Source organism: Variovorax glucosi, from assembly GCF_051216695.1.
Lineage (GTDB): Bacteria > Pseudomonadota > Gammaproteobacteria > Burkholderiales > Burkholderiaceae_C > Variovorax.
On sequence record NZ_JBPJZE010000002.1, the window covers coordinates 1 to 22,674 of the forward strand.

At 62.1% G+C, this 22,674-nt stretch carries 19 protein-coding genes and 2 tRNA genes; 20 read left to right on the forward strand and 1 reads right to left on the reverse strand.

The window, feature by feature from the left end:
* The 17 genes from ACSFA3_RS08425 to ACSFA3_RS08505 all read left to right on the forward strand — a co-directional run.
* On the forward strand, positions 1 to 117 hold a 117-nt coding region (locus ACSFA3_RS08425; protein WP_296314640.1), incomplete at its 5' end, for an EF-Tu C-terminal domain-related protein.
* A 13-nt stretch (positions 118 to 130) separates the two neighbouring features.
* A tRNA-Trp gene (locus ACSFA3_RS08430) sits at positions 131 to 206 on the forward strand.
* Positions 207 to 308: 102 nt separating this feature from the next.
* Positions 309 to 692: a preprotein translocase subunit SecE gene (secE, locus tag ACSFA3_RS08435; RefSeq protein WP_435506183.1), complete on the forward strand. Its 384-nt coding sequence runs from the start codon at positions 309 to 311 to the stop codon at positions 690 to 692.
* The gene (gene nusG / locus ACSFA3_RS08440; RefSeq protein WP_435505001.1) at positions 692 to 1,309 is read left to right on the forward strand and encodes a transcription termination/antitermination protein NusG; all 618 of its coding nucleotides are present in this window, start codon (positions 692 to 694) and stop codon (positions 1,307 to 1,309) included. The genes secE and nusG overlap by 1 nt, the downstream gene beginning before the upstream one ends.
* 133 nt (positions 1,310 to 1,442) lie before the next feature.
* Positions 1,443 to 1,874, forward strand: a complete 432-nt coding sequence (gene rplK / locus ACSFA3_RS08445) for a 50S ribosomal protein L11 (RefSeq protein ID WP_219211526.1) — start codon at positions 1,443 to 1,445, stop codon at positions 1,872 to 1,874.
* Positions 1,875 to 2,573, forward strand: coding sequence for a 50S ribosomal protein L1 (rplA, locus tag ACSFA3_RS08450; protein ID WP_435505002.1), 699 nt, complete (start codon positions 1,875 to 1,877; stop codon positions 2,571 to 2,573).
* Between the two features lie 252 nt (positions 2,574 to 2,825).
* Entirely contained in the window at positions 2,826 to 3,362 is a 537-nt protein-coding gene (rplJ, locus tag ACSFA3_RS08455) for a 50S ribosomal protein L10 (RefSeq protein WP_435505003.1), read from the forward strand.
* 46 nt (positions 3,363 to 3,408) lie between these two features.
* Positions 3,409 to 3,780, forward strand: a complete 372-nt coding sequence (rplL, locus tag ACSFA3_RS08460) for a 50S ribosomal protein L7/L12 (RefSeq protein ID WP_435505004.1) — start codon at positions 3,409 to 3,411, stop codon at positions 3,778 to 3,780.
* A gap of 250 nt (positions 3,781 to 4,030) precedes the next feature.
* Entirely contained in the window at positions 4,031 to 8,155 is a 4,125-nt protein-coding gene (gene rpoB, locus ACSFA3_RS08465; protein WP_435505005.1) for a DNA-directed RNA polymerase subunit beta, read from the forward strand.
* Between the two features lie 20 nt (positions 8,156 to 8,175).
* A complete protein-coding gene (rpoC, locus tag ACSFA3_RS08470; protein WP_435505006.1) occupies positions 8,176 to 12,420 on the forward strand; it encodes a DNA-directed RNA polymerase subunit beta' in 4,245 nt (1,414 codons plus the stop codon).
* Between the two features lie 99 nt (positions 12,421 to 12,519).
* Positions 12,520 to 13,140 (forward strand): lema family protein, encoded by a 621-nt coding sequence (locus ACSFA3_RS08475; protein ID WP_435505007.1) that lies wholly within the window; start codon positions 12,520 to 12,522, stop codon positions 13,138 to 13,140.
* Between the two features lie 91 nt (positions 13,141 to 13,231).
* Positions 13,232 to 14,572, forward strand: a complete 1,341-nt coding sequence (gene rsmB / locus ACSFA3_RS08480; protein ID WP_435505008.1) for a 16S rRNA (cytosine(967)-C(5))-methyltransferase RsmB — start codon at positions 13,232 to 13,234, stop codon at positions 14,570 to 14,572.
* A gap of 70 nt (positions 14,573 to 14,642) precedes the next feature.
* Positions 14,643 to 15,200: a DUF4390 domain-containing protein gene (locus ACSFA3_RS08485; protein WP_435506184.1), complete on the forward strand. Its 558-nt coding sequence runs from the start codon at positions 14,643 to 14,645 to the stop codon at positions 15,198 to 15,200.
* Positions 15,197 to 17,518, forward strand: coding sequence for a sensor histidine kinase (locus tag ACSFA3_RS08490; RefSeq protein ID WP_435505009.1), 2,322 nt, complete (start codon positions 15,197 to 15,199; stop codon positions 17,516 to 17,518). Before ACSFA3_RS08485 ends, ACSFA3_RS08490 begins: the two co-directional genes overlap by 4 nt.
* 49 nt (positions 17,519 to 17,567) lie before the next feature.
* Complete coding sequence (locus tag ACSFA3_RS08495) at positions 17,568 to 18,269, forward strand: response regulator (protein WP_435505010.1); 702 nt, start codon at positions 17,568 to 17,570, stop codon at positions 18,267 to 18,269.
* Positions 18,270 to 18,295: 26 nt separating this feature from the next.
* Positions 18,296 to 18,371, forward strand: a tRNA-Phe gene (locus ACSFA3_RS08500).
* Between the two features lie 428 nt (positions 18,372 to 18,799).
* The gene (locus ACSFA3_RS08505; RefSeq protein ID WP_435505011.1) at positions 18,800 to 20,179 is read left to right on the forward strand and encodes a tyrosine-type recombinase/integrase; all 1,380 of its coding nucleotides are present in this window, start codon (positions 18,800 to 18,802) and stop codon (positions 20,177 to 20,179) included.
* Between the two features lie 455 nt (positions 20,180 to 20,634).
* Here the strand turns inward: ACSFA3_RS08505 and ACSFA3_RS08510 are convergent, their stop codons facing one another.
* The gene (locus ACSFA3_RS08510) at positions 20,635 to 20,874 is read right to left on the reverse strand and encodes a helix-turn-helix transcriptional regulator (RefSeq protein ID WP_435505012.1); all 240 of its coding nucleotides are present in this window, start codon (positions 20,872 to 20,874) and stop codon (positions 20,635 to 20,637) included.
* Positions 20,875 to 21,104: 230 nt separating this feature from the next.
* Between ACSFA3_RS08510 and ACSFA3_RS08515 the strand changes: the two genes are divergently transcribed.
* The 3 genes from ACSFA3_RS08515 to ACSFA3_RS08525 all read left to right on the forward strand — a co-directional run bounded on the left by ACSFA3_RS08515 (position 21,105) and on the right by ACSFA3_RS08525 (position 22,664).
* Entirely contained in the window at positions 21,105 to 21,314 is a 210-nt protein-coding gene (locus ACSFA3_RS08515; protein ID WP_435505013.1) for a hypothetical protein, read from the forward strand.
* Positions 21,315 to 21,388: 74 nt separating this feature from the next.
* Positions 21,389 to 22,111, forward strand: a complete 723-nt coding sequence (locus ACSFA3_RS08520; protein ID WP_435505014.1) for a hypothetical protein — start codon at positions 21,389 to 21,391, stop codon at positions 22,109 to 22,111.
* The gene (locus ACSFA3_RS08525; protein ID WP_435505015.1) at positions 22,101 to 22,664 is read left to right on the forward strand and encodes a BREX protein BrxB domain-containing protein; all 564 of its coding nucleotides are present in this window, start codon (positions 22,101 to 22,103) and stop codon (positions 22,662 to 22,664) included. The genes ACSFA3_RS08520 and ACSFA3_RS08525 overlap by 11 nt, the downstream gene beginning before the upstream one ends.
* The last annotated feature ends 10 nt before the right edge of the window (positions 22,665 to 22,674 follow it).

A 22,674-nucleotide genomic window follows, 5' to 3' on the forward strand; every position in this document is an offset into this window, starting at 1 on the left:
GTCAGCATCACCGTGAAGCTGATCAACCCGATCGCCATGGAAGAAGGCCTGCGCTTCGCCATCCGCGAAGGCGGCAAGACCGTCGGCTCCGGCGTCGTGGCCAAGGTTCTCGCTTAAATAGTTTGACTGAAGGGGTATAGCTCAATTGGCAGAGCGTCGGTCTCCAAAACCGAAGGTTGTAGGTTCGATTCCTACTGCCCCTGCCACCTGAAGGTGGCGAAAAAAGGCCCGTCGTAACCCGACGGGCTTCGGCGTCTCAAGAGACGCAACGAATTGAAGGCTGTAACAGCCGCAGGAACTTGCCGAAGATGGCTACATCTCAAATCGAAACTGTGAGCACGAGTGCTGACAAGGCCAAGCTGGCTGCGTCGGTATTGCTCGCCGTGGGCGCCATCGTCGCGTATTACCTGCTGGCGCGTCAGGGCTCGCTGGCGCAGTGGGCTGCCTTGCTTGTCGGTCTGGCTGCGGCAGTCGGAGTTTTTGCAAGTTCCGAAAATGGTCGCCAGTTGCTGGCGTTCGGTCGCGATGCATGGCGTGAAGTCAAGAAAGTCGTTTGGCCGGCCCGCAAGGAGGCCATGCAGATGACGGCTTATGTGTTCGCTTTCGTGGCGATCATGTCCATCTTCCTTTGGACCACGGACAAGACACTCGAATGGGTGTTCTTCGACCTCATTCTGGGATGGAGAAAATAATGAACGACGCCGTTGAAACGACACCGGAGAGCGCTCCGGTCGAAATGACCGCCGCCGAAGCGATTCTCGCGCCTCCGGTCAACCCGGATCTGCGCTGGTATGTGGTGCATGCCTACTCCGGAATGGAGAAGGCAGTCGAGCGCAACATCGCCGAACGCATCAATCGCGCAGGCATGCAGGACAAGTTCGGGCGCATTCTTGTGCCGACTGAAGAAGTCGTTGAAATCAAGAACGGCCAGAAGCGCACGACAGAGCGTCGTTTCTTTCCCGGCTACGTTCTGGTCGAAATGATCATGAACGACGAGAGCTGGCATCTGGTGAAGCACACCAACAAGGTGACCGGCTTCGTCGGTGGCGCGAAGAACCGTCCCGCTCCGATTTCGCAGAAGGAAGTCGAAGACATCGTCAGCCAGATGCAGCAGGGCACCGAGAAGCCGCGTCACAAGGTCGAATTCATGGCCGGCGAGTTCGTGCGCGTCAAGGAAGGCCCGTTCACCGACTTCAACGGCACTGTCGAGGAAGTCAATTACGAAAAGAGCAAGGTTCGTGTGTCGGTCATGATCTTCGGTCGTGCCACGCCGGTCGAACTCGAGTTCAGCCAGGTCGAGAAGACCTGACGTCAGGGTCGTAAGGCCCGCCAAATTTCGGCTGTGCGCTACCCGACTCGGTGCGCGGCCTTGATCGAAGAGTCGTCAACCCCGGGGAGCCGTGGCCCAAGGGCCCGGCGTTATCACCCGCAAGGAGCAAAAAATGGCGAAAAAAATCGTCGGCTTCATCAAGCTGCAAGTGCCAGCTGGTAAGGCCAACCCGTCACCACCCATCGGTCCTGCACTGGGCCAGCGTGGTCTGAACATCATGGAGTTCTGCAAGGCGTTCAACGCCCAGACCCAAGGCGTCGAGCCGGGTCTGCCGCTGCCGGTGGTGATCACCGCCTTCGCGGACAAGAGCTTCACCTTCATCATCAAGACGCCGCCTGCGGTCACCTTGATCAAGAAGGCCATCAAGCTGGACAAGGGTTCGGCTACGCCGCACACCACCAAGGTCGGCAAGATCACGCGCGCTCAGCTCGAAGAGATCGCCAAGGCCAAGATGAAAGACCTGACGGCAGCCGATCTGGATGCCGCCGTTCGCACCATCGCCGGCTCTGCCCGTTCGATGGGCGTGACTGTGGAAGGCGTGTAAATGTCCAAGCTCACCAAAAAACAAAAAGCCTCCGTCGGCAAGGTCGACAGCAACAAGCTGTACGCACTGGTCGATGCCATCGGTCTCGTGAAAGAAGCCGCCACTGCCAAGTTCGATGAGTCCATCGACGTGGCCGTGCAACTCGGCATCGACGCGAAGAAGTCGGACCAGGTCGTGCGCGGTGCTGTCGTGCTGCCAAACGGCACCGGCAAGACCAAGCGCGTCGCCGTGTTCGCCCAAGGCGCCAAGGCTGAAGAAGCCAAGGCTGCCGGCGCCGATATCGTCGGCATGGACGATCTGGCTGCAATGGTCAAGGCTGGCGACATGCCTTTCGACGTCGTGATCGCTGCACCGGATGCCATGCGCGTCGTCGGTACGCTCGGTCAGATTCTCGGCCCGCGCGGTTTGATGCCTAACCCGAAGGTCGGCACCGTTACGCCCGACGTCGCTCAAGCCGTTCGCAACGCGAAGGCCGGCCAGGTTCAGTTCCGTGTCGACAAGGCCGGTATCGTTCACGGCACCATCGGTCGTCGTTCGTTCGATACCGACAAGCTTCAGGGCAACCTGGCTGCGCTCATCGATGCGCTGGTCAAGGCCAAGCCGGCTACCAGCAAGGGTGTGTACCTGCGCAAGGTGGCTGTGTCTTCGACGATGGGTCTGGGCGTGCGCGTCGACACCCAGACGATCGCCCAAGTCTGAAGTGAAGAATTTGCCACGCCTTTCGAGGGGTGGCGATGTGGTGGGCCAGAGCGGCGACGTCCTCGGACGGGCAGTCGCTCTGGGCCATCCAAGACCGCTGGCGTGCAGTTCGCTGCACTTAATCGATTTCTCCGGAAATCACCAGCGCAGATGGCGATCCCGCTGCAAGGAATCAAGTTTCCGAAACAGTTGGTCGCTGCATGAAGCGTGTTCCGAAGCTCCGGCTGAAGAACACATTAAAAGGAGTAGACCTTGAGTCTGAATCGCAGTGAGAAAGAAGCGGTCATTTCCGACGTGACCAGCCTCGCCGCCAAAGCTCAAACGCTCGTTCTGGCGGAATACCGTGGCATCACGGTTGCCGATATGACCAAATTGCGCAATACCGCGCGCAGCCAGGGCGTGACGCTCAGCGTGTTGAAGAACACGCTGGCCCGCCGTGCTGTCGCGGGAAGCTCGTTTGAGATCCTCGGTGACCAGATGACCGGTCCGCTGATCTACGGTTTTTCCGTCGACGCCGTGGCTGCCGCAAAAGTGGTGGCCGATTTCGCGAAGACCAACGACAAGTTGGTGATTCGCGGCGGTGCGTTTGGTGGCAAGACCCTGGACGTGGACGGCGTGAAGCAACTGGCCAACATCCCTTCCAAGGAAGTGTTGCTGGCCCAGTTGCTGGGCCTGATGCAATCGCCCATTTCCCGTACCGCTCGCGTTCTCGCGGCGTTGGCGGCGAAGCGCGGCGAAGGCGAAACCGCAACCGATGCACCGGCAGAAGCCGAAGCGCAGTCCGCGTAAGCCGGCTTGCGTTTGGACATTTCAACCCAATTGTTAGGAAACAAAAATGGCATTCGATAAAGACGCATTTCTGACCGCGCTCGACAGCATGACGGTCCTGGAACTCAACGAACTGGTGAAAGCCATCGAAGAGAAGTTTGGCGTGAGCGCTGCTGCAATGGCAGGCCCTGCCGCTGCTGCCGGCCCAGCCGCAGTTGCTGAAGAGCAGACCGAATTCAACGTCATGCTGATGGAAGCTGGCGCGAACAAGGTTTCGGCGATCAAGGCCGTGCGCGAAATCACCGGCCTGGGCCTCAAGGAAGCCAAGGATCTGGTGGAAGCCGCTCCCAAGGCCGTCAAGGAAGGCCTGTCGAAGGCTGACGCTGAAGTCGCCAAGAAGAAGCTGGAAGATGCCGGCGCCAAGGTGGAACTGAAGTAATTCAGTCCCTCTAAAGGGCTGGAGGTGCCTGAAAAGGCCCTCCAGCCTTTGCCGCTTTCAGAGTGCACCCAAAATCTGTTCAATCAAAACAGATTTTGAGTGTCTTCTGACCCCGACTGCAGAAGACCCCTTGGTTCGGGTGATGTGCAATGCATCACCGTCCGCCAACGGCTGGTAGTGGCCAGCCGCCAAGCAGCAGTGCGAAAGCACCGCTGACAAGTCGCTGAAGATATCAAGCTCCGGAGCTCGCATGGCCCAAACGTCCACCTACAGCTACACCGAACGCAAGCGCATCCGAAAGAATTTCGGTAATCGCGACAGCGTCGTTGAAATCCCCTATTTGCTGCAAATGCAGAAGGATGCGTACACCGCGTTCCTGCAAGCCGGCATTGCCCCGACCAAGCGCACGATCGACGGCCTGCAAGCCGCGTTCACCGCTGCCTTCCCGATCGTCTCGCACAACGGTTTCGTCGAGATGAAGTTCCTCGAGTACAACCTGGCGAAGCCGGCGTTCGACGTGCGCGAATGCCAGACCCGTGGCCTGACCTTCGCGTCGGCCGTGCGCGCGAAGGTTCAGCTGATCATTTATGACCGCGAGTCGTCGACGTCGCAGTCGAAGGTGGTCAAGGAAGTGAAGGAGCAAGAGGTGTACATGGGCGAAGTGCCGCTCATGACCGAGAAGGGCTCGTTCATCATCAACGGCACCGAGCGCGTCATCGTGTCGCAGCTCCACCGTTCGCCTGGCGTATTCTTCGAGCACGACAAGGGCAAGACCCATTCCAGCGGCAAGCTGCTGTTCTCGGCCCGCGTGATTCCCTACCGCGGTTCGTGGCTCGACTTCGAGTTCGACCCGAAGGACATGCTGTACTTCCGCGTCGACCGTCGCCGCAAGATGCCGGTCACGATCCTGCTGAAGGCCATCGGCCTGAACCCGGAATCGATCCTCGCGAACTTCTTCGTGAACGATAACTTCCGCCTGATGGACAGCGGTGCGCAGATGGAGTTCGTCGCCGAACGCCTGCGTGGCGAAGTCGCGCGTTTCGACATCACCGACAAGGCCGGCAAGGTCGTGGTCGCGAAGGACAAGCGCGTCACCGCCCGCCACACGCGTGAGCTGGAGCAGTCGGAAACCACGCACATCAGCGTGCCGGAAGACTTCCTGGTCGGTCGCGTCATCGCCCGCAACATCGTCGAAGAAGATTCGGGCGAGATTCTGGCCAAGGCCAACGACGAGCTGACGGAAGCGCTGCTGAAGAAGCTGCGTACGTCTGGCGTGCAGGACATCCAGGTCATCTACACGAACGAGCTGGACCAGGGCGCCTACATCTCACAGACCCTGCGCATCGACGAAACGGTTGACGAGTTCGCTGCACGCGTGGCCATCTACCGCATGATGCGTCCCGGCGAGCCGCCGACGGAGGACGCGGTCCAGGCCCTGTTCCAGCGTCTGTTCTACAACCCGGACACGTACGACCTGTCGCGTGTGGGCCGCATGAAGTTCAACGCCAAGGTCGGCCGCGACGAGTCGACCGGACCGATGGTCCTGACCAACGAAGACATCCTTCACGTGGTCAAGATCCTGGTCGATCTGCGCAACGGCAATGGCGAAGTCGACGACATCGACCATCTCGGCAATCGCCGTGTGCGTTGCGTCGGCGAACTGGCCGAAAACCAGTACCGCACCGGTCTGGCCCGCATCGAGAAGGCCGTGAAGGAACGTCTGGGTCAGGCCGAGCAAGAGCCGTTGATGCCGCACGACCTGATCAACAGCAAGCCGATCTCGGCTGCGCTGAAGGAGTTCTTCGGCGCGTCGCAGCTGTCGCAGTTCATGGACCAGACGAATCCGCTGTCCGAAATCACCCACAAGCGCCGGGTTTCGGCTCTTGGCCCGGGCGGTCTGACGCGTGAACGTGCAGGCTTCGAAGTGCGCGACGTGCACGTGACCCATTACGGTCGCGTCTGCCCGATCGAAACGCCTGAAGGCCCGAACATCGGTCTGATCAACTCGCTGGCTCTGTATGCCCGCCTGAACGAATACGGCTTCATCGAGACGCCGTACCGTCGCGTGGTCGACAGCAAGGTGACGATGGACATCGACTATCTGTCGGCCATCGAGGAAGGCAAGTACGTCATCGCCCAGGCCAATGCGGCGCTGGACAAGGACGGCGTGCTGACCGGCGACCTGGTTTCCGCGCGTGAAGCCGGCGAATCGATTCTGGTGGGTGCCGAGCGCGTCCAGTACATGGACGTGTCGCCTGCGCAGATCGTGTCGGTGGCTGCTTCGCTCGTGCCGTTCCTCGAGCACGACGATGCGAACCGCGCGCTGATGGGCGCCAACATGCAGCGTCAGGCCGTGCCTGTGCTGCGTCCCGAGAAGCCGTTCGTCGGCACCGGCATCGAGCGCGTTTCCGCGGTCGACTCCGGCACCGTCGTGACCGCGACTCGTGGCGGCATCGTCGATTACGTCGATGCGACCCGTGTGGTCGTGCGCGTGAACGACGCCGAAGCGGCTGCCGGCGAAGTCGGTGTGGACATCTACAACCTGATCAAGTATCAGCGTTCGAACCAGAACACCAACATCCATCAGCGTCCGATCGTCAAGCGCGGCGACCATATCGCCAAGGGCGACGTGGTGGCAGACGGCGCATCGACCGACTTGGGTGAACTGGCTCTCGGCCAGAACATGCTGATCGGCTTCATGCCCTGGAACGGCTACAACTTCGAAGACTCGATCCTGATCTCCGAACGCGTCGTCGCCGAAGACCGCTACACCTCGATCCACATCGAGGAACTGGTGGTGATGGCCCGCGACACGAAGCTGGGCGCCGAAGAAATCACGCGCGACATTCCGAACCTGGCCGAGCAGCAGCTCAACCGCCTCGACGAATCCGGCATTATTTATGTCGGCGCCGAAGTGCAGCCCGGCGACACTCTGGTGGGCAAGGTCACGCCGAAGGGCGAGACCACGCTGACGCCTGAAGAGAAGCTGCTTCGCGCCATCTTCGGCGAGAAGGCATCCGACGTGAAGGACACCTCGCTGCGCGTGGACCAGGGCTCGCAAGGCACCGTGATCGACGTGCAGGTGTTCACCCGTGAAGGCATCACGCGCGACAAGCGTGCCCAGCAGATCATCGACGACGAACTCAAGCGCTTCCGCCTCGACCTGAACGACCAGCTTCGCATCGTCGAAGCCGACGCGTTCGACCGGATCGAGAAGCTACTGACCGGCAAGGCTGCCAACGGTGGACCGAACAAGCTGGCCAAGGGCACCAAGCTCGACAAGGCGTACCTGACGTCGATCGAGAAGTTCCACTGGTTCGACATCCGTCCGGCGGACGACGAAGTGGCTTCGCAGCTCGAATCCATCAAGAACTCGCTTGAGCAGACACGCCACAGCTTCGACCTCGCATTCGAAGAAAAGCGCAAGAAGCTCACGCAGGGCGACGAGCTGCCGGCCGGCGTGCTGAAGATGGTCAAGGTCTACCTGGCTGTGAAGCGCCGCCTGCAACCCGGCGACAAGATGGCCGGCCGTCACGGCAACAAGGGTGTGGTTTCCAAGATCGTTCCAGTCGAGGACATGCCGCACATGGCCGACGGCACGCCGTGCGACATCTGCCTGAATCCGCTGGGCGTGCCTTCGCGGATGAACGTGGGCCAGGTGCTGGAAGTGCATCTGGGCTGGGCCGGCAAGGGCATCGGCCAGCGCATCGGCGACCTGCTGCAGGCCGAAGCCAAGATTGCAGAGCTGCGCGCGTTCCTGGACAAGCTCTACAACGGTTCCGGCCGCAAGGAAGACCTGAGCAAGCTCAGCGACTCGCAGCTGCTGGACATGGCGGCCAATCTGTCGAGCGGCGTGACCTTCGCGACGCCGGTGTTCGACGGCGCCTCGGAAGAAGAGATCCGCGGCATGCTGCATCTCGCCTATCCGGAAGAGATCGCCAAGATCAAGGGTCTCACCGAGACCCGCACGCAGGCCTACCTGTACGACGGCCGCACCGGCGACCAGTTCGAGCGTCCGGTTACCGTCGGCTACATGCACTTCTTGAAGCTTCACCATCTGGTGGACGACAAGATGCATGCCCGCTCGACCGGCCCGTATTCGCTGGTCACGCAGCAACCGCTGGGCGGCAAGGCCCAGTTCGGTGGCCAGCGTTTCGGCGAAATGGAAGTGTGGGCACTGGAAGCCTATGGCGCCGCTTACGTGCTGCAGGAAATGCTGACGGTGAAGTCCGACGACGTGGTGGGCCGTACCAAGGTGTACGAGTCGATCGTCAAGGGCGAACACTCCATCGAAGCCGGCATGCCGGAATCGTTCAATGTGCTGGTCAAGGAAATCCGTTCCCTTGGCCTGGACATCGAACTCGAACGTTCATAAGCAGAAAAGGAAAGAGTCACATGAAGTCATTACTCGACCTGTTCAAGCAATTCACGCCGGATGAGCATTTCGATGCCATCAAGATCGGCATGGCTTCGCCAGAGAAGATCCGTTCGTGGTCTTTCGGCGAAGTGAAGAAGCCGGAAACGATCAACTACCGCACCTTCAAGCCCGAGCGCGACGGCTTGTTCTGCGCCAAGATCTTCGGCCCCATCAAGGACTACGAGTGCCTGTGCGGCAAGTACAAGCGCCTGAAGCATCGCGGCGTGATCTGCGAGAAGTGCGGCGTCGAAGTCACGCAGACCAAGGTTCGCCGTGAACGCATGGGTCATATCGACCTGGCCGCTCCTTGCGCGCACATCTGGTTCCTGAAGTCGCTGCCGTCGCGTCTGGGCCTGGTGCTCGACATGACGCTGCGCGACATCGAACGCGTGCTGTATTTCGAAGCGTATGTGGTGACCGACCCCGGCATGACGCCGCTGAAGAAGTTCAGCATCATGTCCGAGGACGACTACGACACGAAGCGCAAGGAATTCGGCGATGAATTCGTCGCCAAGATGGGCGCCGAAGGCATCAAGGATCTGCTCGAAAGCATCGAACTCGACAGCGAGATCGAGCGCCTTCGCGGCGATCTGACCGGTTCCGAAGTCAAGGTCAAGAAGAACTCCAAGCGCCTCAAGGTGCTCGAGGCCTTCCGCAAGTCCGGCATCAAGCCGCAGTGGATGGTGCTCGACGTGCTGCCGGTTCTGCCACCGGACCTGCGTCCGCTGGTGCCGCTGGACGGCGGTCGTTTCGCGACCTCCGACCTGAACGACCTGTATCGCCGCGTCATCAACCGCAACTCGCGTCTGCGCCGCCTGCTGGAGCTGAAGGCGCCGGAAATCATCGCGCGCAACGAGAAGCGGATGCTCCAGGAAGCGGTCGATTCGCTGCTGGACAACGGCCGTCGCGGCAAGGCCATGACGGGTGCCAACAAGCGCGCGCTCAAGTCGCTGGCCGACATGATCAAGGGCAAGTCGGGTCGTTTCCGCCAGAACTTGCTGGGCAAGCGCGTCGACTATTCAGGCCGTTCGGTCATCGTGGTGGGCCCGACGCTCAAGCTGCATCAGTGCGGCCTGCCGAAGCTGATGGCGCTCGAACTCTTCAAGCCGTTCATCTTCTCGCGCCTCGAAGCCATGGGCATCGCGACGACGATCAAGGCTGCCAAGAAGGAAGTCGAATCCGGTACGCCGGTGGTCTGGGACATCCTCGAAGAGGTCATCAAAGAGCACCCGGTCATGCTGAACCGTGCGCCTACGCTGCATCGGTTGGGCATCCAGGCCTTCGAGCCCATCCTGATCGAAGGCAAGGCGATCCAGCTGCACCCGCTCGTCTGCGCGGCATTCAATGCCGACTTCGACGGTGACCAGATGGCCGTCCACGTGCCGCTGTCGGTCGAAGCGCAGATGGAAGCCCGCACGCTGATGCTGGCCTCCAACAACGTGCTGTTCCCGGCTTCGGGCGAACCGTCGATCGTTCCTTCGCAGGACGTGGTGCTGGGTCTGTACTACACGACCCGCGACCGCATCAACGCCAAGGGCGAGGGCCTGGTCTTCTCCGACATCGGCGAAGTCCAGCGCGCGCTCGACGCCGAAGTGGTCGAGCTGACCGCCAAGGTGGCCGTGCGGATCACCGAGTACACGAAGAACAAGGAAACCGGCGAATTCACGCCGTCGACCTCTCTCGTCGATACGACCGTGGGCCGCGCGCTGCTGTCCGAGATCCTGCCGAAGGGCCTGCCGTTCTCGAACATCAACAAGGCGCTGAAGAAGAAGGAAATCTCCAAGCTCATCAACGTCTCGTTCCGCAAGTGCGGTCTGAAAGAGACCGTGGTGTTCGCCGACAAGTTGCTGCAGAACGGTTTCCGTCTCGCGACGAAGGCCGGCATCTCGATCGCCATCGACGACATGCTGGTGCCGGCCGAGAAGCACGGCATCATCGAGCGCTCCGCCAAGGAAGTGAAGGAGATCGAGCAGCAGTACGTCTCCGGTCTCGTGACCTCCGGCGAACGCTACAACAAGGTGGTGGACATCTGGGGCAAGGCCGGCGACGAAGTGTCGAAGGTCATGATGTCCAAGCTGTCGAAGCAGCGCGTCATCGATCGCCACGGCAACGACGTCGAGCAGGAATCCTTCAACTCCATCTACATGATGGCCGACTCCGGTGCGCGCGGTTCTGCCGCGCAGATCCGTCAGGTCGCCGGCATGCGGGGTCTGATGGCCAAGCCGGACGGCTCGATCATCGAAACGCCCATCACCGCGAACTTCCGCGAAGGCCTTAACGTGCTGGAGTACTTCATCTCCACCCACGGTGCCCGAAAGGGTCTGGCCGACACCGCGCTCAAGACCGCGAACTCGGGTTACCTGACGCGTCGTCTGGTCGACGTGACGCAGGATCTGGTCGTGATCGAGCAGGACTGCGGTACGCATGGCGGCTATCTGATGCGTGCCATCGTCGAAGGCGGCGAAGTCATCGAATCGCTGCGCGACCGAATCCTCGGCCGCTCGGCAGCCGAAGACGTGCTGCACCCGGAAAACCGTTCGGTGCTGCTCAAGGCCGGCGAGATGTTCGACGAAGACAACATCGAAGCACTGGAAATCCAGGGCGTCGACGAAGTCAAGGTTCGCACCGCGCTGACCTGCGAAACCCGCTTCGGCATCTGCGCGACCTGCTACGGCCGAGATCTGGGTCGCGGCGGCCTGATCAACATCGGCGAAGCCGTCGGCGTGATCGCGGCGCAGTCGATCGGCGAGCCCGGCACGCAGCTGACGATGCGGACCTTCCACATCGGCGGTGCGGCATCGCGTGCAGCCATCGCCTCCAGCGTGGAAGCCAAGTCGAACGGTTCGATCGGCTTCAACGCCACGATGCGTTACGTGACCAACAGCAAGAGCGAGCTGGTCGTGATTTCGCGTTCGGGCGAAATCATCATCCACGACGAGCATGGTCGCGAGCGCGAACGCCACAAGGTGCCGTACGGCGCCATCCTGGCGATCAAGGCCGATCAGCAGGTCAAGGCCGGCCTGATCCTGGCCAACTGGGACCCGCTGACCCGCCCGATCATTACCGAGTTCGCCGGCAAGGCGCAGTTCGAGAACGTCGAGGAAGGCCTCACTGTCGCCAAGCAGGTCGACGAAGTGACCGGCTTGTCCACGCTGGTGGTGATCGACCCGAAGCGCCGCGGCGCTGCGAAGGTCATCCGTCCGCAGGTCAAGCTGATCGACGCCCAAGGCCAGGAAGTGAAGATCCCCGGCACCGACCATTCGGTGACGATCGGCTTCCCGATCGGCTCGCTGGTCCAGATCCGCGACGGCCAGGACGTGGGCCCGGGCGAAGTGCTGGCGCGTATTCCGGTCGAAGGCCAGAAGACGCGCGACATCACCGGTGGTCTGCCGCGTGTGGCCGAGCTGTTCGAAGCCCGTTCGCCGAAGGACAAGGGCATGCTCGCCGAAATGACCGGTACCGTGTCGTTCGGCAAGGAAACCAAGGGCAAGCTGCGCCTGCAGATCACCGATCCGGAAGGCACGGTCTGGGAAGATCTCGTGCCGAAGGAGAAGAACTTTCTGGTGCACGAAGGCCAGGTCGTGAATAAGGGTGAGTCCGTGGTCGACGGTCCGGCGGATCCGCAGGACATCCTGCGCCTGCTGGGTTCGGAAGAACTCGCGCGCTACATCGTGGACGAAGTGCAGGATGTGTACCGCCTGCAAGGCGTGAAGATCAACGACAAGCACATCGAGGTGATCGTTCGCCAGATGCTGCGTCGCGTCGTGGTCGACAACATCGGCGACACCGGCTACATCTCCGGCGAACAGGTCGAACGCAGCGAAATGCTCAACACCAACGACGCCCTGCGCGCCGACGGCAAGATCCCCGCGACGTTCACCAACCTGCTGCTGGGTATCACCAAGGCATCGCTGTCGACCGACTCGTTCATCTCCGCTGCATCGTTCCAGGAAACGACGCGCGTGCTGACCGAAGCCGCGATCATGGGCAAGCGCGACGAGCTGCGCGGCCTGAAGGAAAACGTCATCGTGGGTCGCCTGATCCCGGCCGGCACCGGCATGGCGTACCACCAGGCACGCAAGGCCAAGGACCTGATGGACGAGGCCGAGCGCCGCGCCATCGCCGACTCCGAAGCTGCCGAGCTGGCCGGTTCGTCGAGCGATGACGAAGCCATCGGCACGACCGCGACGGTCGACGCCAGCGAAGGTGCAGCAACCGAGTAATCGGCCCGCCGTGCTTTTTGCTCGAACACGCCTCCTTTCCGCTCGCGGACAGGGGGCGTTTTTCATTCCGAACTGCTTGAGGTGCTCGAGGTGCCGCTCATGATCCATTTGCCCGAATCGCTCGGCTACTGGATCGGTGTGGCGCTTCTGCTTTTCTGGTTCGTCGGCGCGTACAACCGGCTGATGCGGCTGCGCACGACCGCGTTGCAGTCTTATGCGACGCTCGATGCGGCGCTGGTGCGTCAGCTCGACTTCGTGCAGTCGCGGGTGCAGCCAGAATCGGTTCCTATCGAAGGCGCGGGAGCTGTGGATGCTTCGGCGCAGTCGTCATTGCTCGCAACGACGGCCCAGCTGTCGACATTGCTCGGCGCCACGCGCCTGCACCCGCTCGATCCGGCTTCTATCGCCGCGCTCGCCACCGCACTGCATGTGATGCTCGCGTCCTGGGAGCGTCTGCATCCCTATGCCGTGCTGAGTTTCGGCGCCGACGGCACGCTGTCCCGGCCCGTACCGATCGGCCTCAAGAGTGACGATCCGCCCGCGCCGGATGCCGAGGTACCCATCGCCTGGCCCGAGCCGTCTCCCGCTGCGGAGATCGCGCGCCAGCAATTCAATTCCGCCGTCGCTGCCTACAACGCCGCGATCGCGCAGTTTCCCGCGCTGCTGGTGGCACGGGTGATGCAACTGCGTCACGCCGCGCCGCTGACACCGCTCGCCTGACGGCAAGTCCGATCACGTGCCACCTATCGCCATTTACCATCGACACAACTTGTCCCAAGACCAAACCGATCACTCTCCCGCATCCCCGACGATGCAACCGCCGCTCTGGCGACAACTGCAATTGACGGCTGGCGCGCTTGCGGCCATCCGCAGTGGCGTGTCCGGGTCGGTCGCCTTCGAAGCGGTCGAACCGGCCTTGCGCCCCGGCGTGCAGTCGCTCGGCTTCCAGGTGCTGCGTCGCCTGGGCCGTGCCGAGGCACTGCGCCGGCACCTGGCCAAACGCACGCCGCCGCCGCCCGCCGATGCGCTGCTGTGCGCCGCGCTGGCGCTCGCATGGGATCCGGAATCGTCGCCGTACGAGCCTTTCACACTGGTCGACCAGGCCGTCGAGGCCGCCAAGCGCAATCCGGCAACGCGCGCACAGGCGAGTTTCATCAATGCCTGCCTGCGCCGATTCCTGCGCGAGCGCGACGAACTTGTCGAGGCCACCGAGCATGAGCCGGTCGCGCAATGGAACCATCCGCGCTGGTGGATCGAACGCCTGCGCCGCGACCATCCGCGCGACTGGCAACGTGTGCTGTCGGCCGACAACACGCAGGCGCCGATGACGCTGCGCGTGAACCTGCGCAAGACGACGGTCGCGGCGTACCTGCAGGCGTTGAACGCGGTCGGCCTCAGCGGGCGCGCGGTCGGCGCCAGCGGCATCCAGCTCGCGCAGGCGAAGCCGGTGAATCAGCTGCCGGGCTTTGCCAACGGCGAATGTTCCGTTCAGGATGCAGCAGCCCAACTCGCTGCGCCATTGCTGATGCAGGGCCTGATCAGACAGCAGGGTGAGGGTGGACATGCCGGTCCGCTGCGCGTGCTCGACGCCTGCGCGGCGCCGGGCGGCAAGACCGCGCATCTGCTCGAAGCCAGCGGCGACCTGCCGATCGAGGTTACCGCGCTGGAAATCGACGCATTGCGCAGCCGCCGTATCGGCGAGACGCTGGCGCGCATCGGCGTCGATGCGAAGGTACTGATCGCCGATGCCGCCCGGCCGTCAGAATGGTGGGACGGAACGCCCTATGACGCCATCCTGCTCGACGCGCCCTGCACCGCATCGGGCATCGTCCGCCGTCATCCCGACGTTCGGTGGCTGCGGCGCGAGAGCGATACGCCGCAACTTGCGGTGCTGCAGGCGGCGCTGCTGGCTTCGCTGTGGCCACTGGTGCGTCCGGGCGGTCGCCTGCTGTATTGCACCTGCTCGGTTTTCCGGGAAGAAGGCTCGCACCAGATCGAGGCGTTCCTTCAGCACAACACCGACGCGCGTTTGCGACCGTCTCCCGGCCATTTGCTCCCCCAATTCGGGGTCAACGCCCGTGGCGTCCCGGACAATCCCCTGGGTGACCACGACGGCTTCTTCTACGCACTGCTCGAAAAACAATCCCGCTGAACCGCGCGGGGTCGGGCGTCGCGTGTTCCTGTCGATCGTTGCCGCGGCATGCGTCGGCGGCATCGGTGGCGTGCTGCCGGCGACCGTGCTGGCGCAATCGCATGCGGCCACCGTGACGCAGATGCGGCTGGAGCAGGGCGACGATGGCGTCTATCTGACGACGGCGGTCGACTTCGAGCTTCCGACGCTGGTCCTCGACGTGCTCGACAAGGGCATCGCCATCCATTTCGTGGCCGAGGCGGAGCTGTACCGGCAGCGCTGGTACTGGTCCGACCGCAAGATGGCACAGGTCTCACGCTACATGCGACTTGCCTATCAGCCGTTGACACGCCGCTGGCGTCTCAATGTCGCGCCGGTCCCGATCACCGGATCGGCTGGCTTCGGCGTGCTGCTCAACCAGAATTTCGACAGCCTCGACGAGGCGCTGGAAACGGTCAAGCGCATAGGTCGCATGCGTCTTGGCGATGCGGCCGAGATCAGCGACGAGGTGGTGCATCCGGTGACGTTCCGTTTCCGGCTCGACACGACGCAGCTGCCGCGGCCGTTCCAGATCGGTGTCGCCGGCCTGGCCGATTGGGACATCGCCGTGGAGCGCGTCGCACGACTCGCGGTCGAGCACACCAAATGAAAGCCGAGCGCCGCCAGGATCCGGCATCGCGTGCGGCGCGGCGCGCGCGCGCGATGCGATGGGTGATCGGCGTCGTCGCGGCGATGGTGACGGCCATCGGGCTGGTACTGATGTTTCTGCTGGCGGTCGCTACCAACAACCGCGTGCTCTACGAGCAGAATTACGCCCGGCTGTTCGGCATCAACGTCGTGGTTGCATCGCTGCTGCTTCTGGTGCTGGGCTGGGCTGTCTACAGGCTTTTGCGACGTCTGAGAGAAGGCAAGTTCGGCAGCCGGCTGTTGATCAAGCTGGCGGCGATCTTCGCGCTGGTTGGCGTAGTTCCTGGTGTATTGGTCTACTTCGTCTCCTATCAGTTCGTATCTCGCTCGATCGAGAGCTGGTTCGACGTCAAGGTCGAGGGAGCACTTGATGCCGGCCTCAACCTCGGGCGCGCGACGCTCGATTCGCTGTCGCAGGATCTGGCCAGCAAGGCCCGAACGGCAAGCCGCCAACTTGCCGAAGTGCCGGATGCCAGCGCCGGTCTGGCGCTCGAGCGCATCCGCGATCAACTCGGGGCGAGCGATGCCGTGCTGTGGACCGGCGCCGGCCAGCTGATCGCCGGCGCGGGCACCTCGCGCTTCCAGCTGAACCCCGAAAGACCGACGCAGCGGCAGTTCCGCGAGGTTCGCGCCGATCATCCGGTCGCGCATATCGAGGGGCTGGACGAAACCACAACGCAGGGGACACCGCAGGCGGCTGTAGTGCGTGCACTGGTGCTTGTTCAGCGGCCAGGTTTCGACTTCAGCACCGAGCCGCGCTTTCTGCAGGTGACGCAGCCGCTGCCGCCGGCGGTGGTGGCCAATGCGCTCGCAGTGCAGGAGGCCAATCGCGAATACCAAGAGCGTTCGCTGGCACGCGACGGCCTTCGCCGTATGTACATCGGCACGTTGACGCTGTGTCTGTTTCTCGCCGTTTTCGGCGCGGTGCTGTTGGCCGTGCTGTTCGGCAACGGACTTGCACGGCCGCTGCTCGTGCTGGCAGACGGCGTGCGGCAGGTGGCCGCCGGCGACCTGCGACCTACAGCCGTGCTACAGGGCAAGGACGAGCTCGAAGGCCTCACGCGTTCGTTCGCCGTCATGACGCAGCAGCTCGCCGATGCACGCGCCGCCGTCGAGCGAACCGTCGGCGCGCTCGACGCCGCGCGCGGCAATCTGCAGACCATTCTCGACAACCTGACATCGGGCGTGATCGTGCTCGACGCCGCCGGCATCATGCTGTCGACCAACCCCGGCGCCACCCGCGTGCTGCGCGCACCGCTCGCCGCCTACGAAGGCCGTCCGCTCGGCGAAGTCCCGGGGCTGGCTGACTTCGCGCAGAGCGTTCAGCAGCAGTTCGACGAATTCCACGTCGAACGCGTGCAGCACGGACTCGACCACTGGCAGCACGCATTCGAATTGCGCGGCAACAACGCCGGCATGGGCCAGGATGCCGCGATCAGCCTCGTCGCACGCGGTGCCGAACTGCCGTCGGAAGAGCGCCTGCTGGTGTTCGACGACATCTCCGAAATCGCCTCCGCACAACGTGCGCAAGCCTGGGGCGAAGTGGCGCGTCGGCTCGCACACGAAATCAAGAATCCGCTGACGCCGATCCAGCTGTCGGCGGAGCGGCTCGAGATGAAGCTGACCGGCAAGGTGGCGCCGGTCGAGCAGGCGCTGCTGACCAAGTCGGTCAAGACCATCGTCGATCAGGTCGATGCGATGAAACGGCTGGTCAACGAATTCCGCGACTACGCGCGCCTGCCGGCGGCCGATCTGAAACCGGTCGACCTCAACGCGCTGGTCAACGACGTGCTGCATCTCTACAGCGCAGACAGCATGCCGATCGCGCTGCGTTGCGAACTCGACGATCGCTGCCCGTGGGTCCGCGGCGATGCACAGCAGATCCGCCAGGTCATCCACAACCTGCTGCAGAACGCGCAGGACGCGGCCGAGTCGGGCGCGGCCAGCACGGGGCGCGTCGGCGAAGTCGTGGTGCGTACCCGCCTGGGCGATTCCGGTCAGCGCGCGCGATTGACCGTGCAGGACAGCGGCCCCGGATTTGCCGAAAACATCCTTAAACGCGCGTTCGAACCGTATGTCACTACGAAGACGAAAGGCACCGGACTCGGGCTTGCCGTCGTCAAGAAAATCGCCGACGAACACGGCGCGCGGATCGAGCTTTCCAACCGCCTTGTCGACGGCGTTGTAGTGGGTGCGCAAGTCTCGTTATCATTCGCATTGGCAAGCGAGCCGCTGGGAGCGGTCGCTCACGTAGAAGATTCCAAACCATCCGCCGCCTGAGCGCACGCAACGACGACGTTGGCGCCTCGGGCAGCCAGCAACAGCTTTCATGGCAAACATCCTCGTGGTAGATGACGAGCTGGGCATCCGTGACCTGCTTTTCGAAATTCTCAACGACGAAGGCCACCATGTGGAACTCGCCGAAAACGCAGCCGAAGCGCGCGCGGCGCGTCAGCGTGCCAGGCCCGATCTGGTGCTGCTGGACATCTGGATGCCCGACACCGATGGCGTCACGCTGCTGAAGGAGTGGTCGGCAGCCGGCCTGCTCAGCATGCCGGTGATCATGATGAGCGGTCATGCCACCATCGACACCGCCGTCGATGCCACCCGCATCGGTGCGTTCGCGTTTCTTGAAAAACCCATCACGCTGCAGAAGCTGCTCAAGGCGGTCGAGCAGGGGCTCGCTCGCGAAAGTGCCCGTCGCGCTGCCGCAAGCGTGGTGCCGGCCGCGACCGGCTTCGCCGCGATCGTCACGACGAACGGCAGCGAGAACACGTTGATGGCAGCGCCGATGCTGGTTGCAGCGGTACCCGATCCAGGTCCGCAGTCGAGGCAGAGCTTCGACCTCGACCGGCCGCTGCGCGATGCACGCGACGGGTTCGAGAAGGCGTATTTCGAGTTTCACCTGGCGATGGAGAACGGCTCGATGACCCGCGTGGCTGAGAAGACCGGGCTCGAGCGGACGCATCTCTATCGAAAACTCAAGCAACTTGGCGTGGATTTGTCGCGAGGGCGGAGAAGCGCTGTATAATCATTGGCTGCACTGTCAAGTGCAATGGCCCGGTAGCTCAGTTGGTAGAGCAGCGGATTGAAAATCCGCGTGTCGATGGTTCGATTCCGTCCCAGGCCACCAGAAATTCTCTTTTCTAATCAACAGGTTAGGAAAGAAACTCAACAAAGCGACCCCTCAAAAAGGTCGCTTTTTTGTTTTTCTGGCGCAGTTTCTGTCAATGCTAGTTGTGACAGGCTGCGAAAAGGCAGGGTTCGAGTGCGCTTCAGTGCGCATGATTGCGGTCTGACGGGTGTACCTGTCAGTCTGTCATCGTCGACCTGGTAGCACCGACATGGGCCTTCGCGAGCGCGGCGCACGAGCCTCAACGGTTTAGGCGCCTCGGTTCGCAGGGTCCGTCGCTAGACGCAGTTCCATCCACCTACATGGAACTGCTTTGAACTCGCTCTTTGACCTCTTCCGTACCGCCGCAGGCCCGCATGCCGTCGACGCGGTTTCCGTCTATTTCCCCATTGCATCTGTGGTGAGCTGCACCGTCTTGGAGTCGCTCCATGGCTAAGGCATTTCAGGAAGGCCGGGGCTTCGCGGCACGCGTCCGTCAGGATGGCCATGACATCTACGTCTCGGGCTACCCTACAAAGAAGGCGGCGCTCGACGCCTTGCACGAAGAGGTCGCGCGGCGTCGCAGCTATGGCAGCCCTCAAGGTAAGGGGCCCAATGCGACCTCCCTCGCTCAGGCCTTGCAGCAATATGGCATTCAACAACTCGGCTTCTTGAAGGGGGCGCCGCAAGACGTTCGACGCTACAACAAATATCTGCGTTCGGCAGGTCTGCGTGAGCTGTCCATCGAACTGGTGTCCGACCCTCAGCGGGGTGGTGCGTTCTACAGAATTGCCCTGTTGAAAGCGGGCGCCGAGCACCAGATTCCGAACGGCCTGACCACCCACAGGCGGGAACTCCTTAGCAAGACGGCAGACAGTGATAAGCATCGCGCACACATCGCGACAATTAAGATGGCGGACATACAGCGTCATCATGTTCAAGCCTTTATGAATGCATTGCGCAAGGACGGCATGGCACCGGCCACCATTCAGCTTGAAAGAGCGCTGCTGCGCAGGTTGTTCAATTTCGCTCGCACCAAGTGGAACTGGCGTGCGCTAACCGACAACCCCGCGACGGATTTGGCGATGCCGCAGGTCGACAACGTGCGCAAACGAGTCATGACGCAAGAGGAGCAGCGGCTGCTCGACGAAGCCATGTCCGAGAGCTACAACCAGACGGCGCCCTTGGTCATGACGTTGCTCCGTGAAACTGGCATGCGCGCAACAGAGCCTTTGAAGGGTGTCTGCTGGAAACACGTCGATTGGGACGGGAAGATGCTGAAGCTGAACGACGCGAAGGCTGGTCCTCGCGACGTGGCCCTGTCGCCTGTGGCACTGGATGTGCTGCGCAAACTTGGGCCGGGTGAGCCAGAGGAGCTCATTGCTGAAATCACTTATGAAGCGCTACGCGCGTCCTGGGGCCGTGTCTGCAAGAAGGCGGGTATCGAGAATTTGCGTATCCATGACCTGCGTCGAACAGGCGCGACCCGTTTGGCTTTGAAGACCGGGAACATCTTTTTGGTGCAGGCTTTTACAGGGCACAAGACGCTCAAGATGGTGGAGCGGTATGTCAATGTCGGCCCTCAGGACCTGCTGGCCGTGCTGCACGCGCCGGACGAGTTTCAGAAGGCCGAACCGGTGGACGCTGGCGATGCAATGGCCGCTCAAACGGCGCCCATGTTAAGCCTGACGGCAGAGCACATGAGCCAACTCATCGCGCAGGCTGTGGCTACAGGTGTTCAGCAGGGCACCCGCACCGTGGAGTCATCGGGAGCTCGCCTGAAAGCGCAGCAGGCGGAGAACATCCTCGCTTGGCCACGGGCTGCGTAGTTCTTCAATCTCGAAGGGCCAGTCACCGTTCGGTGCGCTGGCCTTTTTGCATCGGTCATTGATGGTCGCGTGTCGCGGCTCATCACGGCGGATGCGCCCCTCCACGGTTTGCACTTCGCATCCTTCCGACGACAGGAGCCCTTGCTGTACGAGGTGCGGTCGTCTCTGTGCGTGTCGGGTCAGGTACCACATTGGCGGACTTGAGGCCCACAGGTTTCGTTCAAGCGGATTTCTGCAGCGGTGCAGCGGCGCCGAGTTGACGCTCGTCTTGCCGCAGGCAGGCAAGCGAGACCCAATTCCTGTGCTTTAGAACCGCGCGTGCGGAGAAGGTCTGTTGCCGGCATGGCGCGAAGGCACGTTGCGACGTTGGTCTTTGCGAGGTGAGTCTGCCGCGTTGGCGAAATTTGAAGGTAGGCCCCGCGGCAGGAAGTTGCTGCGCGATACGCAGCCGTTGCTCAGTCGGCGTCTGGTGCCCAAGAATTTTGAGAGGCGAAGAGCCGTCGTTGCCATGCATCGACCACAGCGTCCGTCCAGTACAGAAAGCGCCCGACGCGCACGCCCTCGGGAAGGCCGCCGGCACGGACCAAGTTTTCGACAGTGCGGGCTGAAAGGCCAAGTCGCTTTGCGAGCTCTTGTTTGGTGAGGAGTGCGCTCGTGATGGCGAAGGTGGGCGATGGATGTGTGGGCGCTTGCATGTTGGCTTAGTCTGAATAGGCGAACCGCCCTCGGTTGAGGACTGTGAGCAACGTGTAGCCACCGCCAATTTCCTAAACAAGCCGTTTTGCTTTAAGCCGTGCACGGCTGGCAATCGCTGGCGCGGAGGGGGGCCCTCACCTCAAAGAAACGCCTTTTTCCTGTTACTTTATGCTACAACGGCGCTTCACTATGATTGCGTGATGCTAGCGTTTTACTCACAGGGGCTCTGATGGCTCTCATCAAATCGGAAGTTGTCAGTGTCCGCGTCGAACCGCATATCAAGGCGGCTTTGCAGTCGGCCGCCGAGCGTGAAATGCGCAGCTTAGCCAACATGGTCGAGGTCATGGTTGTCGCGTACTGCCGCGCCCAGGGCTTTCCGCTTCAGGGTGTTCCCGACCAGACATTGCCTAACGCAAAGCCGCGAGGACGCGCTGCGTGAGGGAGGACTGCCAACCGCTTTTGATAAGTTTGGGATTTCGCTTCGGCATCAACGGACCGCATGCAGCGCGAACGATGATGTTGGACGACCTGCGCCTTCTGCTGGCGCATACGTCGCCAAAGGCCACGCTCGCTGACTATCGAGCGGCGGTCGTAGAGGGAAACGCACTGGGGAAGGCGACTCGTAAGGCTCGCGAACTCGCGTTGCGGCATCTCTCAACGCTGTACGCACTTAATCTGGCAAGCCCCATATTTCGCGCGCTACGACGACTTTGGCCGCTTGACCCGGCGGCGCAGCCTTTGCTCGCGCTGGCGACAGCATTGGCACGGGACCCACTTTTGCGAGCCACACAGTCATTCGTTTTGGAACAGCCGGTTGGCGGGGCGGTTAGACGGGAGGCGATTGAGACTTTTCTCGGTGGCGCCTACCACGACCGATTCAGTGCCGCTTCGCTGAAGTCGTTTGCGCAAAACGTGGCCGGCACGTGGACCGCGGCAGGCGCACTCCAGGGGAAGGTGCGAAAAACACGTGGTCTCATTGAGCCTCATCCCGAATCCCTCGCGTTCTTGCTGTTCCTGGGTTATCTAGAAGGCCGGACAGGCCAGCGGCTTTTCACATCGGACTGGCTGGCTTTGTTGGGCGATTCGCCTGATGAGCTCGAAGTACTTGCAAAGTCGGCGTCTCATAGAGGGCTGCTGGTATTTCTGAACGCCGGTGGCGTCAAGGAGGTGCGTTTCCCCGGCTACCTGTCCACCGAAGAAGAACGAATCCGACAGGAGGTCTCGCATGTCGTCTAAGGTCACCAAGCTGGTCACCGCGTACCGCCGACATCTGTCCGTCCCTTGGCAGGCGGGGCTCGCTGCCATTCAGCGGGTCATCTTCGCGGTCTACGACAAGGCAGACGAACTGCGTCTTCGCGCCAATATCGGAGAGTTTGAGCTTGCCACTCAGCAGTCCGGAAAGCAGTGGCTACTTCTGGATGTAACCAACTCGTTTCCGCAGTGGATGGCAGAGCAGGAGTATCGCGACGCCTACTTCGAAGCGCCTGAGGACCTCGCTGGTTACCAAACCGGCGAACTGACCGAGTTCGTAGCCGACTTGACCACCAAGCTCAAGGCACGCATTAGCGCCGAGGCAGGCCCAGACACGGTCGTGGCCCTCATGGGGGTGGGCACGATGTTCGGGCTGGCTCGAGTGTCCTCCCTGGTCGAGGGCGTCAAGGAGGTCGTGCAAGGCCGACTGTTGGTGTTCTTCCCCGGCGAACACCATCCCGAAAACCATGCCTATCGCCTGCTGGACGCTCGCGATGGCTGGAACTACCTTGCCGTGCCTTTGCTGGCCGCGGAATGACCCAACCCTA